Origin of the sequence: Pectobacterium brasiliense (genome assembly GCF_013449685.1) — a bacterium.
GTDB classification, from domain to species: domain Bacteria; phylum Pseudomonadota; class Gammaproteobacteria; order Enterobacterales; family Enterobacteriaceae; genus Pectobacterium; species Pectobacterium brasiliense_A.
Genome location: NZ_JACDSF010000009.1, coordinates 17056 through 31807, shown reverse-complemented (window position 1 = coordinate 31807; position 14752 = coordinate 17056). Strand labels below are relative to the sequence as shown.

Annotated in this window: 15 protein-coding genes; 6 read left to right on the top strand and 9 right to left on the bottom strand. The window is 47.7% G+C overall.

Annotated elements, in window-relative coordinates; all coding sequences use genetic code 11:
- Positions 1-166: 166 nt before the first annotated feature.
- The 3 genes from pelC to pelA all read right to left on the bottom strand — a co-directional run bounded on the left by pelC (position 167) and on the right by pelA (position 4921).
- On the bottom strand, positions 167-1291 hold the full coding sequence (pelC, locus tag H0248_RS03965) for a pectate lyase PelC (RefSeq protein ID WP_110163332.1): 1125 nt from the start codon (positions 1289-1291) through the stop codon (positions 167-169).
- A 710-nt stretch (positions 1292-2001) separates the two neighbouring features.
- On the bottom strand, positions 2002-3129 hold the full coding sequence (gene pelB / locus H0248_RS03960) for a pectate lyase PelB (protein ID WP_014916841.1): 1128 nt from the start codon (positions 3127-3129) through the stop codon (positions 2002-2004).
- A gap of 667 nt (positions 3130-3796) precedes the next feature.
- On the bottom strand, positions 3797-4921 hold the full coding sequence (gene pelA / locus H0248_RS03955; protein WP_180784863.1) for a pectate lyase PelA: 1125 nt from the start codon (positions 4919-4921) through the stop codon (positions 3797-3799).
- A gap of 850 nt (positions 4922-5771) precedes the next feature.
- Between pelA and H0248_RS03950 the strand changes: the two genes are divergently transcribed.
- Together H0248_RS03950 and H0248_RS03945 are read left to right on the top strand one after the other, a co-directional pair.
- Complete coding sequence (locus tag H0248_RS03950) at positions 5772-6026, top strand: hypothetical protein (protein ID WP_180784862.1); 255 nt, start codon at positions 5772-5774, stop codon at positions 6024-6026.
- 334 nt (positions 6027-6360) lie between these two features.
- Complete coding sequence (locus H0248_RS03945; protein ID WP_205558460.1) at positions 6361-6639, top strand: hypothetical protein; 279 nt, start codon at positions 6361-6363, stop codon at positions 6637-6639.
- A gap of 160 nt (positions 6640-6799) precedes the next feature.
- Here H0248_RS03945 and H0248_RS03940 read toward each other — a convergent pair whose 3' ends face one another.
- Both H0248_RS03940 and H0248_RS03935 read right to left on the bottom strand, forming a co-directional pair.
- Positions 6800-7123: a helix-turn-helix domain-containing protein gene (locus H0248_RS03940; protein WP_039277278.1), complete on the bottom strand. Its 324-nt coding sequence runs from the start codon at positions 7121-7123 to the stop codon at positions 6800-6802.
- Positions 7107-7466 carry a type II toxin-antitoxin system RelE/ParE family toxin gene (locus H0248_RS03935; RefSeq protein WP_100018061.1) on the bottom strand — a complete coding sequence of 120 codons (360 nt, stop codon included), beginning with the start codon at positions 7464-7466 and terminating at the stop codon, positions 7107-7109. The genes H0248_RS03940 and H0248_RS03935 overlap by 17 nt, the downstream gene beginning before the upstream one ends.
- A 602-nt stretch (positions 7467-8068) precedes the next feature.
- Between H0248_RS03935 and H0248_RS03930 the strand changes: the two genes are divergently transcribed.
- Complete coding sequence (locus H0248_RS03930; RefSeq protein ID WP_180784861.1) at positions 8069-8644, top strand: aminodeoxychorismate synthase component II; 576 nt, start codon at positions 8069-8071, stop codon at positions 8642-8644.
- Positions 8645-8763: 119 nt separating this feature from the next.
- A complete protein-coding gene (gene argD, locus H0248_RS03925) occupies positions 8764-9990 on the top strand; it encodes a bifunctional acetylornithine/succinyldiaminopimelate transaminase (protein ID WP_180784896.1) in 1227 nt (408 codons plus the stop codon).
- A 225-nt stretch (positions 9991-10215) separates the two neighbouring features.
- Here the strand turns inward: argD and crp are convergent, their stop codons facing one another.
- A complete protein-coding gene (gene crp / locus H0248_RS03920; RefSeq protein WP_004090925.1) occupies positions 10216-10848 on the bottom strand; it encodes a cAMP-activated global transcriptional regulator CRP in 633 nt (210 codons plus the stop codon).
- 375 nt (positions 10849-11223) lie between these two features.
- Here crp and H0248_RS03915 point away from each other — a divergent pair, with 375 nt between their 5' ends.
- On the top strand, positions 11224-11631 hold the full coding sequence (locus tag H0248_RS03915) for an OsmC family protein (protein ID WP_180784860.1): 408 nt from the start codon (positions 11224-11226) through the stop codon (positions 11629-11631).
- 113 nt (positions 11632-11744) lie between these two features.
- On the opposite strand, the gene H0248_RS03910 is transcribed toward H0248_RS03915, so the two are convergent.
- The 3 genes from H0248_RS03910 to H0248_RS03900 form a co-directional block, all read right to left on the bottom strand.
- On the bottom strand, positions 11745-12614 hold the full coding sequence (locus tag H0248_RS03910; protein WP_010297039.1) for a phosphoribulokinase: 870 nt from the start codon (positions 12612-12614) through the stop codon (positions 11745-11747).
- A 124-nt stretch (positions 12615-12738) separates the two neighbouring features.
- Positions 12739-12975: a YheU family protein gene (locus H0248_RS03905; RefSeq protein WP_010277524.1), complete on the bottom strand. Its 237-nt coding sequence runs from the start codon at positions 12973-12975 to the stop codon at positions 12739-12741.
- Entirely contained in the window at positions 12972-14012 is a 1041-nt protein-coding gene (locus H0248_RS03900) for a hydrolase (protein ID WP_014916834.1), read from the bottom strand. The genes H0248_RS03905 and H0248_RS03900 overlap by 4 nt, the downstream gene beginning before the upstream one ends.
- A gap of 106 nt (positions 14013-14118) precedes the next feature.
- Here H0248_RS03900 and H0248_RS03895 point away from each other — a divergent pair, with 106 nt between their 5' ends.
- Positions 14119-14721 carry a LysE family translocator gene (locus H0248_RS03895; protein ID WP_180784859.1) on the top strand — a complete coding sequence of 201 codons (603 nt, stop codon included), beginning with the start codon at positions 14119-14121 and terminating at the stop codon, positions 14719-14721.
- Positions 14722-14752 lie beyond the last annotated feature (31 nt).

The window sequence follows — 14752 nt, the reverse complement described above, 5'->3', positions numbered from 1 at the left end:
TGAATATTAACGATAAAAATGAGCGAGCCCTTGGGACTCGCTCAAGTGCGGTTCGAACGATAAACCGACGGGCGTTAAGCGCGTTTGCAGGCTCCGGTTAGCACAGGGCAATGAGGGGCGGAGCCTGCAGTTTGCTTATTGACCCTTCACGCATTACACATCGTAATTAGTTGCAATTTGCTGCTGTCAGCACAGCAAGGTTTTTGTTCACGCCAGCATAGTTCGCCAGTTTGTCCTTCACGCACTGTGCCGAAACCGGAGAGTAGCTGTAAGGAAGAGAAGGGAACGTGCCTGTGCTTTTCCAGTCCTCGGCATTCACGTAGGGTTTGGTATCTTTATCCCAGGTGATGTTGTATTTCGCGAAGTCAGCCGGACTCATCACGTTGTTATTACGCAGATCCCAGGTACCGAAGTTGGAACCGTCGTAACGCGAAGTCACTGGGTTTTTCGCATTCTCGAACCAGTTACGTTCGATCAGCGCAATCCCATTCTGGCGCACGTTCAGGCCAGAACTGGTGATACCGGTATACAGGTTGTTGTAGGCGTGAACTTTACCGCCACGTTGTAGTGGGAGGCGAGCGTTAACGTCGTCGTAAATATTGTGATGGTAAGTCAGATCACGGCCTGTATCGCTGCTGCTGAAGCCGCTCAAACCCACTTTTTTGATGCCATGAATGTAGTTGTACGACACCGTCACGTTGGTTGAGGCTTTTTTGATATCAATCGCGGATTCGAATGTGGTGTCACCGTCTTTTGTGCCTGCGCATTCAAAGTTTTTCGCGAAGATCTCATTGTGGTCAATCCAGACGTTCGGCGTGTTATCGATACGAATGGCATCACCATCCTGTGCGCCGCCCGGCATGTAACCAAAACGCATGTTACGGATGACGATATCGGACGATTTTGTCAGCCAGATCCCGAAGTTGGCGGACGATCCATTGGTTCCGATGATGGTAATGCCTTTGGTGAACTCTTTGATTTCCACACCACGGGCGTCTTTCTTCCACTGACCGCAGATATCGTTCTCTGCGGCTTTGATCAGCGCATCTTCATTACCGTTATAGGTGATGACGAGCGGGTAAGCACCACCTTTAACTTTCTTACCATTGGAATCCAGCTTCGCGGCTTCGATGATATCAATAATATCTTGCATGGAGCGTGCAGTTTTGTTCACTGCACCAGCAACGTTACCACCATCGGTGGTAGCATAACCCCCCGTATTTGCCGCCATCGTCGGTTGGGCCGCAAGCAATAACAGCCCAGCGGCTGCAGAAGGCAGTAGGTATTTCATTAAGGTACTCTCCTTGGAATTGAATTTTTGTTTGGGCATTTATGATCCACATAGCCCAGATTATATTATTCGGGCGTTTCAATAAAAATGAAATCAAGGTTTATTGAAATCCCAATTAAGTCTTACCATAAAAGTAAAAGAATTCAATATTTCGATATTAAATATATAGGATGAATAACGATGTAAATACGCATGGATAATAAGTGACTATTTTAAAAGGTAATATTTTTTTCATTTTTTCTAAAATCAATCCGATGTGAATTTTTATGAAAAATAAAATTATATTTCGTTTTATTACTCGTTGCTGGGTGCGATTTGATAGAAGTGATAAATGTGAGCGACATCAATAAATAAGTAAAATTTTCTCATTGAGATGATGGCGTAAGAAATATTTGATGCCGATCAAATTATTAATTAATCACGTGTTGATTGAAGGCTGTTATTTTTATCGATTAATCCTTAATTAAAGAATGGTTTCTTCATTAATAAATTAAGCTATTAATTTAATATATAAATAATTAGCACGGTATTTAATTTGTGCGTACTTTTTAGGAATGGCTACCCAGTCCCATGCGTAGGTTCCATAAAAAACGAGCGAGCTCTTAGAGCTCGCTCGGATAGAACCATGTCTTAAGCGTGAAGAGTCATGGCGCGGAACATTCAGGCTTATTGCTTCCTGTTTTGATTCGACAGAGAAAGCCTGACCGCGTTTATTTGCAGTTAGCTGCTGTCAGCACTGCCAGGTTTTTACCTACGCCAGCATAGTTTGCCAGTTTATCCTTCACACACTGCGCAGAAACTGGAGTGTACTTATAGGAGACGGTAGGGAATTTTCCTGTGGTCTTCCAGTCATCCGCATTGATGTGAGGGGAGGACGGTTTGCCCCAGGTGATTTTGTATTTCGCGAAGTCGGCTGGGCTCATGACGTTGTTATTACGCAGCTCCCAGGTACCGAAGTTGGAGCTGTCGTTACGTGCCGTCACTGGGTTCAGCGCATTTTCGAACCAGTTGCTTTCGATGAGGGCTTTCCCTTTCTGACGGACGTTAAAGCCTGAACCAGTGATGCCGTCATACAGGTTGTTGTACGCGTGAACCAGACCACCACGTTGCAGCGGCAGGCGTGAGTTAACATCGCGGTAGATATTGTGATGGTAAGTCAGGTTACGAGCCGTCGTATCCGAACTACTTGAACCGCTCAGGCCGACTTTCTTGATGCCGTGGATATAGTTGTAGGACACCGTGACGTTTGTTGACCCTTTCTTGATATCAACCGCTGATTCAAAGGTGGTGTCATTGTCTGGCGTACCGGCGCATTCGAAGTTCTTGGCGAAGATCTCGTTGTGGTCGATCCAGACGTTCGGTGAGTTATCGATACGAATGGCATCGCCGTCTTGCGCGCCGCCCGGCATATAGCCAAAGCGCATATTACGTACCACGACGTTAGAAGAATTCACGATCCAAACACCGAAATTGGCGGATGAGCCATTGGTGCCCTGGATAGTAATGCCTTTGGTGAACTCTTTGATTTGTACGCCGCGGGCGTCCTTACTCCACTGGCCGCAGATATTCTTTTCAGCCGCTTTGATTAATGAATCTTCATTGCCGTTATAGGTGATGAAGAGCGGGTAAGCACCGCCTTTGACTTTCTTGCCTTTTGAATCCACTTGCGCGGCTTCAATAATATCCACAATTTCTTTCATAGAACGTGCCGTTTTTTTCACGGCACCAGATACGTCTCCACCATCCGTAGTGGCATAGCCGCCCGTATTTGCGGCCATCGCGGGTTGAGCTGCGAGTAATAACAATCCCGCGGCTGCCGTAGGCAATAGGTATTTCATTATGATTGTCTCCTTGGAATAGAATTTTCATGGGCATTTATCGATCCCTATGCCCGATGTAACAGGTACAAATTTTTCAACAAAAATGAAACTCAGTTTTGGTGAAAAACCAAGGGGAGTGTGGTCAAAAAATAAGATCAGTTCAAGGGTGAAATGTTAAATGTATTACGGTTGAAACATTTTGTAATACTGATGATTGGATAATTTGGATTTTATAAGAAACGATTTTCTTTTAAAGTAACAGAAAATCATAAAGTTATTTTTTTTGGCAGGAAATGAATGTACTCGGGTTTCTTTATTGGTCGGGTTTCAAATGCTTATTTTGGTTGTGGCAATGACTGCCGCTAGCGTAAGGAAATCATCTTAAGTCAAAATATACTATCACAGGCATATTCAATATTGTTTACGTGATGCGTCAATTTTATTGTGAATTTTAGTTTGTTAAAAAATAATTATTATTAGTCGCTATATGGCGTTTCTTTAGTGATAAGCCCAAAATAGACCTCATTACTCATCGCGGTTTATTGGCTAAATTATCATTGGCATGACGTCTATTTTCATAAAAGTCACGCTGACAATCTTGCGCAGGTCTCTTAAAAATGAGCGAGGCCGAAGCACTCGCTCAGTAAGAACCCGACGCAGAATGCATGCGTCGGGCTTAACGCGTTTATTTACAGTTCGCCGCTGTCAGGACTGCCTGGTTTTTACCTACGCCAGCATAGTTTGCCAGTTTATCCTTCACGCACTGTGCGGAAACTGGTGAGTAGCTATACGGGACGGCTGGGAATTTACCGGTGCTTTTCCAGTCATCCGCATTGATGTGTGGAGTGGATGGTTTGCCCCAAGTGATGTTGTATTTAGCAAAATCAGATGGGCTGGCAATGTTGTTGTTACGGAGTTCCCAGGTACCGAAGTTGGAATCGTCGTTACGTGCAGTCACTGGGTTGAGTGCATTTTCGAACCAGTTACTTTCGATCAGTGCGATCCCTTTCTGACGGACGTTAAAGCCTGAACTTTTGATACCGTCATACAGGTTGTTATAAGCATGCACTTGACCACCACGTTGCAGCGGCAGACGTGAGTTAACATCGCTGTAAATATTGTGATGGTAAGTCAGGTTACGACCGGTATCCGTGTTGCTTGAGCCGCTCAACCCTACCTTTTTCACGCCATGGATATAGTTGTACGACACGGTGACGTTGGTTGAGGCTTTCTTGATATCAACCGCTGATTCAAAGGTGGTGTCGTTGTCTGGTGTACCAGCACATTCGAAGTTCTTGGCGAAGATCTCGTTGTGGTCGATCCAAACGTTCGGTGTGTTATCAATGCGGATGGCATCGCCATCTTTTGCACCGCCCGGCATATAGCCGAAGCGCATGTTACGCACGACAACGTTGGAAGAGTTAACCATCCAGATACCGAAGTTAGCAGAAGAGCCGTTGGTACCGAGGATGGTGATCCCTTTGGTGAACTCTTTGATTTCTACACCGCGTGGATCTTTGCTCCACTGGCCGCAGATGTTAGCTTCAGCAGCTTTGATTAGCGCATCTTCATTACCGTTATAGGTAATGACGAGCGGGTAGGCGCCACCTTTGACTGCTTTACCGCTTGAGTCCTTTTTCGCGGCCTCAATGATATCGACGATCTCTTGCAGAGAGCGTGCGGTTTTTTTCACAGCACCAGAAACGTCGCCGCCATCAGTGGTGGCATAACCTCCCGTATTTGCCGCCATTGTCGGTTGGGCAGCGATCAGCAACAGCCCAGCGGCTGCAGAAGGCAGTAGGTATTTCATGTATGTACTCTCCTTGACATAGAATTTTTTGGGTATTTATCACTACACACCCTGTGTAATAAAAAAGGCTGTTTCAACAAAAATGAAATTGAAGTTTGTCTATAAAGCCAAGCTAAGTGTTAACAGAAAAAATAAACAATACAAGATGCGTCGTTAAATATATTAATTAAATAACAGAGGATAGCTGATAGGGTTTGTGTTTATTACTTTTAAATAGAAACTAATTTCCATTTAAATCATTTAAATTCATTAGGTTATGTTTTTTTAATATGTGTTTTTTCAATCTGGATTCTTTATTTTTATCCATCTAACATGCATGATTTATTCGTTTTTTTAGCAATTGTGATCGTTATCAAAAATTAAAAATAAATATCGATGAAACGGTTTATTTACCTTATATACCTCTTCCTTTTTTAAAAAAATAATTAATTCATGGATTTTTGTGGTTATTTTTTTGTTAAAAATGATTTCAGGGTGATCGTTTACTGTAGTGGATATAATAAATAAATCCTATTAATAAAGATAGTTATTACGGAAATAAATGATTTGTGATCTATATAATTATTATCGTGCTAACTTTATAGTTAGATATGGTGTAAACACATAGCCCCGATTTTCCTCTGTTTGCAGAGGCGTTGTGCCGCTGAAGATTGCCGCTCACTGTTGCGGAGTGCTAAAAAAACGAAAAAGAGGGAAGATGGCCATGTGTTGCAACCGTTTATCTGTATAAATATTTTTGCCACATATTTTTTGTTGACAAGATTGGGTTTTCTTGACTGTTAAATGTGTGAGAGGTAGCGTGATTGGAATACAGGGAAGCCATTTTCAAACACATCACCAGGATCGTAAGATGTTCATTTCAGATAAAAAAATCGCAGCAAGTTTAATTGATAAATCAATCATTCTTATCGAAAAAATCAAAACAGAATTAGCGGTGCTGAACACTGAATTACCTCAGGAAGAGTATGAAAAGTGCCTGCATGTTGCCGGGCACTTAATTTATACCTTAACCGGTAAAGTGATAAATGATATTTCGATTGATCATCCCGATTTAAAACCAGACGGCTTCACGGTTTACGTGAATAAGGATGTGAGTGAGGCATAACGGTTAGGTTTTTCTAATGGGAAATGAAGTGCATTATCGGGTTTCAGTCATCGTTAGCCTTGTATACCGGATGACGTGTAACGATCATACTTGTCGCTTAATCAAACCAAACCAGAGATTCCTCATTGTTCTCCAATTTCATTCGAAATCTCTGTCTCCTATCATCCACTCGCCTCTGGATGCAGCTAACGTCAACGTCGTGTCATCCTTCTAACATATTGAAGGGCGGGGATGGTTGCTTTGCTGGTCAGGCAATGGTCATTTGCGATATTTCGTTACGCCGGCCTAAAGTTGAACATCATAAACCTTGTCGCGTACCGAAATTGCGGATTTTATGCAGGCACTGAATCGTTATGGTGGCTATCGAACCACAGTGATCGCCTTAGAATTGATGTTACTGACGTTTGTCAGAACCGTAGAGCTTCGCAAAGCAGAATGGCGGGAATTTGATCTGGATGGTGCAGAGTGGCGAATCCCTTCCGGAAGCGGCTGGCTGTTTCCAAATTATCGGAACCCACAGGGTTGTATGATTGCGACCACTCTTAACCGTGCGCTTGAGCGTATGATGATGCAGGTGTGGGCGGATTTTGTTTGTATGTCTGAAGATCTCTAAAAGTGAATGGTTCGGTCTGTTTCAAAGGCTGAACATGCACATAGGCTCAGACTGACCCCAACTGTAACCTGATTGACCTGCTCCATATTGATTGTAGTAGTGTCCGCTTTGGCACATAACTGACCGTCAATCTATCTCCCAAAACACCCAGTCCAATCAATCAAACCAGCACTTTCAACCCATGCTTCTGCACCACGGTAAGCAGTTTCAGCGATAACCCGCTGGGGCGTTTTACGCCGCTTTCCCATTTTTGTACCGTTGAAACACTGGTGTTCAGGTAGCGGGCGAAAACTGGCTGGCTGACGTTCAGCTTCTCACGTAGCGCCTTAATCTCAAGAGGTTGAAGATCGTCCACATTGTTGAGGCACGCTTTATCAAAGTTGCGCATGGTTTCTTGTGGAATAGCGTCGACGCTGAATAATCCAGAAGCCGCGCTATGGATAGCCTCAAATGCAGGACTCTTGAATTTACTTTTTGCGGTCATGGCAAATCTCCACCAGTTCTTTGCTCTTAATCAGTGCCGTAATCTTTTCATCGGCAAGGGTTGCGTAGTGCTTCGCCAACTCGCGGAATCCGGCCAGTTCGCGATTATCAATGTTCGCCATATCCTGCTTGGCATACAGGAACGTGTAAAACCAGTGCTGTCCACCTTTCGCCAATATGATGGCGCGATCGCGATTCTGGTTCAGCCGCTTTTTATAAACGCCGCCGCCGAGATCGTCAGCTTTACCCTGCATCACCGTCCCAATAGCTTCACACAACTCGCTATCCTTGATGGCGTGGGATTTAGCTGCCTTAGTAAACCATTTGGTTTTGAATACACGCATCAGGCCGACATCTTGTAACCTTAACTATAGCACTGGGTGCTAGGTTACTCGCTTTTTATGCAGAGTCAAAGTGCTTGGAACCTGCAAAAAATTTGTAGTATTTTTGACCGTAAAACCCTGCTGTCGATGACAGCCACCAATGCTTCCAGTATCGGGATGATACTAGTGACCTGTGAGAAACGCCTTCGGGCGACCACAAACACTTCCGTAGCCTGCAAGGAAAAACACGCTCAGTTGCGTGTGGTAAATCTGCCAGCCTTTGAAAGCAGATATCACCGAGTAGTTTGAACGTCGTTGCGAGCGTGGTGATGAAGGTTCGTTTTGACTACTTTACTTCAAGCCCAACATTGCCGTGGGCTTACTATACCCAGTCAGAGAGCGGCTTCCATACCGCAGCCGAAGACCCCATTATCGCCTGAGACATGCACCTCAACTGCTGTGTCATGCATCTGACACGTCCCTTTCATGCCGGAGACGGGTACAATGGTTTTTCCGTTTTAGCCCAAATAAGAAGGTATTGAAAAAAATTGTGGGTATTACAGCGGGTATCAAAAGGGTGTTTAAATTATAAATTCATTATTTATAAATAACTTAAGTAAAATATGCTGCTAATTATCGATAACTATGACTCCTTTACCTACAACCTTTACCAATACTTTTGTGAGCTTGGTGCACTGGTTGTGGTGAAGCGTAATGATGAACTGACGCTGCGTGAGATTGAACAGCTTGCGCCTGAGCGGTTGGTTATTTCACCGGGCCCTTGTACGCCGGACGAGGCGGGCATTTCATTGGCGGCCATTCGTCACTTTGCCGATAAGTTGCCTATTTTGGGCGTGTGTCTTGGCCATCAGGCGATGGGACAGGCGTTCGGCGCGCGCGTGGTGCGGGCACGGCAGGTCATGCACGGAAAAACCTCAGCGATTGCGCATAGCGATACGGGGGTTTTCACGGGGTTGGCGCAGCCGTTGACGGTCACCCGTTATCATTCACTCATTATTGATTCCGCCTCGCTACCCGATTGCTTTGAAGTTACGGCCTGGAGCGAACATGAAGGAAAGCGTGATGAGATTATGGGGATTCGCCATCGCGCATTGCCGCTGGAAGGGGTGCAGTTTCACCCAGAGAGCATTCTTAGCCAGCAAGGGCATCAGCTTTTGGATAATTTCCTTAAAATTTAGCGATATAGAAAGTTATTCTCCTCAGTAGCCGATTTAATATTGCCTGTGATTGATTTTTTATGCATATTTATTGACTATATTTTCATTCCGATATGATGGACAGCAGAGTGAGGCAGCAAATGGCAGCAGAGCAGAAAGCAGTGACACGGGATACTCATGATAAAGTGATTTTGCCAGTTTATGCACCCGCGAAGTTTGTACCCGTGAAAGGTAAAGGGAGCCGCGTCTGGGATCAGGACGGCCGCGAGTATATCGATTTCTCCGGTGGTATTGCGGTTACGGCGCTGGGTCACTGTCATCCTGCATTGGTGAACGCGTTGCAGCAGCAGGGTGAAAAGCTGTGGCACACCAGCAACATTTTCACTAATGAGCCTGCGTTACGCCTCGCCAGCAAATTGATTGATGCGACTTTTGCCGACCGTGTATTCTTTGTTAACTCCGGTGCTGAAGCCAACGAAGCTGCCTTTAAGCTGGCGCGTCACTATGCGGTTAAGCGCCATAGTCCGTATAAAACCAAGATCATCGCCTTCTACAATGCATTCCATGGTCGGACGCTGTTCACCGTTTCGGTCGGCGGACAGCCTAAATATGCTGATGGTTTCGGGCCTAAGCCTGCGGATATTGTTCATGTTCCCTTCAACGATCTGGCTGCGGTTAAAGCGGTGATGGACGATCACACCTGTGCAGTCGTGCTGGAACCGATTCAGGGTGAAGGGGGGATTACGCCTGCTACGCCTGAGTTTTTACAAGGCGTTCGCGATCTGTGCGATCAGCATAAGGCGCTGCTGGTGTTTGATGAAGTGCAGAGCGGAATGGGGCGTACTGGCAAACTATTTAGCTACATGCACTACGGTATTACGCCGGATATTCTCACAACGGCTAAAGCATTGGGCGGTGGTTTCCCAATTAGCGCGATGCTGACGACGGAAGAGATCGCATCGGTCATGACGGTTGGGGTGCACGGCACCACCTATGGCGGCAACCCGCTGGCCTGTGCGGTGGCGGAAGCCGCGCTGGATATTATCAATACGCCAGAAGTGCTGTCAGGCGTGGCGGATCGCCACGATCGCTTTGTCAGTGAGCTTGAGAAAATCAATCAGCAGTTCGGCGTATTCGAACAGGTTCGCGGTATGGGGTTGCTGCTGGGCGCAGAACTGAAACCGCAATGGCATGGTCGTGCGGGCGAGTTTCTGGCTGCGGCAACGTCTCAGGGGCTTATGGTGCTGATGGCTGGGCCGAATGTGATCCGCTTTGTTCCGTCGTTGATCATTGATGAAGACGATATTGCGCAGGGGATGGCGAAATTCGCTAAAGCCGTCGCGCAGGTCGTTAACGCAGCAAACTGATTACGTTACGCCATAAAAAAACGTAGGGAACGTTTTTCAACGTTGCGTCAGCAACGGCCCGTAAGGGTGGCGGCCAGGGATGGCACGCCATAAAAAAACGTAGGGAACGTTTTTCAGCGTTGCGTTAGCAACGACCCGTAGGGTGGTGAGCAGGAAGCTCGCCATAAAAAAAGCGTGAGGCCGAGGCTTCACGCTTTTTTATTGGTAGGGTACAGCGACAGGGGCTTAGCGAGTGCCGTAAACGACAATCGTTTTACCGTGTGCAGAGATCAGGTTCTGGTCTTCTAACATTTTCAGAATGCGGCCCACAGTTTCACGCGAGCAGCCAACGATTTGCCCAATTTCCTGACGGGTAATTTTTATTTGCATGCCATCTGGATGCGTCATGGCATCAGGTTGTTTGGCCAGGTTGAGTAGGGTTTGGGCAATACGGCCGGTCACATCAAGGAAGGCGAGGTTGCCGACTTTCTCAGAGGTAACCTGAAGTCTGCTTGCCATTTGCGCAGACAGACGCATGAGGATATCCGGGTTAACCTGGATGAGCTGGCGGAATTTTTTATAGGAAATTTCAGCCACTTCACAGGCGGTTTTTGCCCGAACCCAGGCACTACGTTCCTGACCTTCTTCAAACAGGCCGAGCTCGCCGATAAAATCGCCCTGATTGAGGTAGGAGAGGATCATTTCCTTGCCTTCTTCATCTTTGATTAGCACTGCGACAGAGCCTTTCACGATGTAGTAAAGCGTTTCAGCTTTTTCACCTTGGTGAATCAGCGTGCTCTTCGATGGATACTTGTGAATATGACAATGGGAAAGGAACCATTCGAGAGTTGGATCTGTTTGCGGTTTGCCGAGAACCATTCGCTATCATCCTCTGTTGTAATTCACTGCGCAAATTACAGGGGTCAGAGTTCCCTGTACGGCGTGTTTTACTGCTAAAAAAATAAAATTCAGTCTAGGCAGAATGACGTCAGGGAATATACTGAAACCACTGTACCCTTTATTTTCCGGTTGCTGCCTTGCCGCACCGTAAACGTGGCTGGAGTATGTCTGGCCAGGCCATCATCTTCTTCGTTTCTGGGTTTGTCCAGAAAAGGTCTATTCTGTTTTCGTTTTAACACAGCTTGAAGGACGTGTCTTGTGTTGTCTCGCTTCAGCATGACAAAGCGCTGATTAACGCTGGTTTTTGTACAGTAACGGTATAAATTTTCAAAAAATTTTTAGTGGAGAGGCATCATGCAGGCACGGGTAAAATGGGTTGAAGGCTTAACATTTTTGGGCGAATCCGCATCAGGGCATCAGATATTGATGGACGGCAATTCCGGTGATAAAGCGCCCAGTCCGATGGAAATGGTGTTGATGTCCGTAGGGGGATGCAGCGCGATTGATGTGGTATCGATTCTGCAAAAAGGCCGCAACGATGTAGCGGATTGTGAAGTGAAATTAACGTCAGAGCGTCGGTCTGACGCGCCGCGTTTATTTACCCACATCAATCTGCATTTTATCGTGACGGGAAAAGGGTTGACCGACAAAGTTGTCGAGCGAGCCGTCGTACTGTCGGCGGAAAAATACTGCTCTGTGGCACTGATGCTGGGTAAAGCCGTTGAGGTGACGCACAGCCACGAAATCAGAGTGCTGGAATAATCCCTTTCTCTGGGCACTCATTCTGGTCACTTAAGCCTGTTATTAGTGGAAACACCGGGGGAGGTTCCCGTCGGGAGGCCTCACCCCTGTGGTCGCCCCGTGTATCTCGATGCTTATTCGATGGTTTTCCCTTCAATTAACCGCTGCACCAGCGGCGCCATGATCAATTCCATCGCCAGCCCCATCTTCCCGCCGGGAACGACCAGCGTGTTGATGTGGGAGATAAAGGACCCCTGCAACATGGCGAGCAGATAGGGGTAATCAATATTGTCCAATCCCTGAAAATGAATCACGACGAAGCTTTCGTCCAGTGACGGAATCGATTTGGCAGCGAACGGGTTGGAGGTGTCCACGGTAGGCACACGCTGGAAGTTGATGTGTGTGCGAGAGAACTGTGGCGTGATATAGGTGATGTAGTCTTCCATTGAGCGGACGACGGAATCCATCACCGCTTCACGCGAGTGACCGCGCTCATTAACGTCACGAATCAGCTTTTGAATCCATTCCAGGTTGACGATCGGCACTACGCCGACGAGTAAATCCACATGCTGTGCCACGTCGTTTTGCTCAGTGACCACGCCGCCGTGTAGCCCTTCATAGAACAGGATGTCGGTGGGTTCCGGCATTGGTTCCCACGGCGTGAATGTTCCGGGAACCTGATTATAGGGAATCGCTTCATCGTAGGTATGCAGGTATTTACGCGTCTGGCCGCGCCCGTGCAGGCCATATTCGATAAACGACTGTTCCAGCAGGCTGAAATCATTCGCTTCCGGGCCGAAATAGCTGATGTGGCGTCCTGAATCACGTGCTTTACGAATCGCCATATCCATTTCCGGGCGGGTATAGCGGTGAAAGCTATCGCCTTCTAACTGGGCGGCACGCAGATCAAACTGCTGGAAAATCTTACGGAAGGCCAGACTGGTTGTTGTGGTTCCCGCTCCGCTGGAGCCGGTAACCGCAATAATCGGATGCTGATGTGACATAAGGTGCGTGACTCCGTGATCGCGATGCCCGCGTAGACCGAAGGCCTGCGCGCATCCTCAAAAAAGACGTAATTGTCATCATTGTTAGCATGTTTGGCGCGTTCTTTCACGACTTTCGGCGTGCTCAATAAGGAGCATGTCCTCCAGAATTGAGCTGATTACGCGGCATGATATTGAGGGTTTCATGCAACTCAGACCACACCAACACCACCTCGCCAGACTGGAGTTGGCCGCGGATATCTTCCACTTTCTGCGCCAGTGAACGCTCCTGTTCGCCATAATCGGTGCCTTCCCGCAGGACGAAAGATTCGATGATGTTATCCAGCGTTTCTGGATCGAGCTGTTGCCAGGGAATAATCACGCTATGTTTCCTGATTCAAAGGGTTCCTGAGTAAAAACGGTTCCTGAAGGAAAAGAGTCGCTGGCCTGGTCCAAAAATGGGCTAAGCCAGTTGGGAATGCGCTGTTCCAGCCACATTTCCGGTTTCAGCAATGTTCCGCCGACGAAGCCAACATGCCCGCCATGTTCCGTTAGCTGATACTCAATATTAGACGGTAGCTGCGACAGATCGGGAATCACCTCTGACGTCATGAAAGGATCGTCCTTCGCATGGATGATGAGTAGCGGTTTACGTATCTGAGGCAATAGTGGCAGAGCGCTACAGCGTCGGTAGTAGTCGGCTGCATCGCGGAAGCCGTGGATACGTGAAGTAATGACGTCATCAAACTCGCGTAGCTGGCGGATTCGCTTCAACTGCGGTAGCTGAATTGGCAATGTATCTGGATAAGCCGCCAGCTTGCGGCCGGCGTTTTGTTTCAACAGGCGCAGCAGGTAGTGCTGGTAGACGCGGGAGAAGCCTTGTTCCATCCGACGGCTACAGGGTTCGAGCATCAGTGGTGCGGAAACAATAACGGCCGCGGAAAGGGAACAGGCTTCGCCTTGCTGCGCGAGCAGGTAGGCCAGCATGTTGCCGCCGAGAGACACGCCGATGGCGGCGGTAGGGGCATCGCCCAGCGTTTCTTGCATCCAGCGCAGGAAATAGCTGGCATCGCTGGTTTCGCCGGAATGATAAATGCGCTTCATCCGGTTGGGCTTCCCGCTGCATCCGCGAAAATGCATGATGACGGCCAGCCAGCCGCGCTGCTTACAGGCATGTAGCAGGCCGTGGGCATAGGGGCTATGAAAACTGCCTTCTAACCCGTGGAACAGCACCACGCGCGGTTTGTGGCGTGCCTGTTCGGGCGCTTCGCTCCAGGCCAGATCGACGAAATCACCGTCCGGCAATTCAAGCGGCTGCCAGACTGGCGAGAATTGCGCATGACGGCGGATTAGACGCGGTAATAGCGTTTGCAGATGCGGGTTATGCGCGCCGCTCAGCGGACGAAAATGGTCATACATAAAGGATATAGAAATCTTGTTGTCGGCTCTTGTACGATCAATATCACACTGTTAGCTTCGATGCTGCCAGTTGGTACGACATTTGGGTCAGGAGCGCCCACAAATAATGGAACTGAGTTTATTTCTTTCGATGTTGGGGTTTTTGTGGGTAGCGGCCATCACACCAGGGCCGAATAATATGCTGTTGACCACCTCGGGCGCGAATTTTGGCTTTATGCGTTCACTGTGGCTGATGGTCGGCATCATGCTGGGCATGCAGAGCATTTTGCTGCTGGTGGCATTCGGTGTCGGTGGTTTGATTCTGATTTACCCTTCGCTGCATTTTATTCTGAAAGTCCTCGGCAGTGCCTATCTCCTCTGGCTAGCGTGGAAAATCGCCACGGCGGCTTACGAACGGCTGGAAACGTCCATTGCGCCGCCCAAACCGATCCGGCTTTATCAGGGGTGGTTGCTGCAATTCCTGAACCCGAAAGCGTGGCTCATGGCTCTGGGCGCGGTGGCCAGCTTTAGTCTGGCGGGGGAACGCTATAACCAGTCTGTGCTCGCGATAAGCATCGGGATTGTGCTGGTCAATCTGGTGTCCGGCGTCATTTGGCTTGGGTTTGGCACGATGATTGGGCGACTGCTGCGCAGTAAGAAAGCGTGGATTATCTTTAATGTGTCAATGGGGCTGCTGACCGCCGCCTGCGTGCTGTTGATTTGGCATTAAGGCTTCGTTCACGAGTATAGCGAGCGGCTTT

Bases quoted from the DNA above. Each gene is read 5' to 3' on its own strand.
- H0248_RS03895 (WP_180784859.1), top strand. From the start codon at position 14,119: ATGGAACTGAGTTTATTTCTTTCGATGTTGGGGTTTTTGTGGGTAGCG.
- pelC (WP_110163332.1), bottom strand. From the start codon at position 1,291: ATGAAATACCTACTGCCTTCTGCAGCCGCTGGGCTGTTATTGCTTGCG.
- pelB (WP_014916841.1), bottom strand. From the start codon at position 3,129: ATGAAATACCTATTGCCTACGGCAGCCGCGGGATTGTTATTACTCGCA.
- H0248_RS03930 (WP_180784861.1), top strand. From the start codon at position 8,069: ATGCTGCTAATTATCGATAACTATGACTCCTTTACCTACAACCTTTAC.
- H0248_RS03935 (WP_100018061.1), bottom strand. From the start codon at position 7,466: ATGCGTGTATTCAAAACCAAATGGTTTACTAAGGCAGCTAAATCCCAC.
- pelA (WP_180784863.1), bottom strand. From the start codon at position 4,921: ATGAAATACCTACTGCCTTCTGCAGCCGCTGGGCTGTTGCTGATCGCT.
- H0248_RS03915 (WP_180784860.1), top strand. From the start codon at position 11,224: ATGCAGGCACGGGTAAAATGGGTTGAAGGCTTAACATTTTTGGGCGAA.
- argD (WP_180784896.1), top strand. From the start codon at position 8,764: ATGGCAGCAGAGCAGAAAGCAGTGACACGGGATACTCATGATAAAGTG.
- crp (WP_004090925.1), bottom strand. From the start codon at position 10,848: ATGGTTCTCGGCAAACCGCAAACAGATCCAACTCTCGAATGGTTCCTT.
- H0248_RS03940 (WP_039277278.1), bottom strand. From the start codon at position 7,123: ATGACCGCAAAAAGTAAATTCAAGAGTCCTGCATTTGAGGCTATCCAT.
- H0248_RS03900 (WP_014916834.1), bottom strand. From the start codon at position 14,012: ATGTATGACCATTTTCGTCCGCTGAGCGGCGCGCATAACCCGCATCTG.
- H0248_RS03950 (WP_180784862.1), top strand. From the start codon at position 5,772: ATGTTCATTTCAGATAAAAAAATCGCAGCAAGTTTAATTGATAAATCA.
- H0248_RS03910 (WP_010297039.1), bottom strand. From the start codon at position 12,614: ATGTCACATCAGCATCCGATTATTGCGGTTACCGGCTCCAGCGGAGCG.
- H0248_RS03945 (WP_205558460.1), top strand. From the start codon at position 6,361: ATGCAGGCACTGAATCGTTATGGTGGCTATCGAACCACAGTGATCGCC.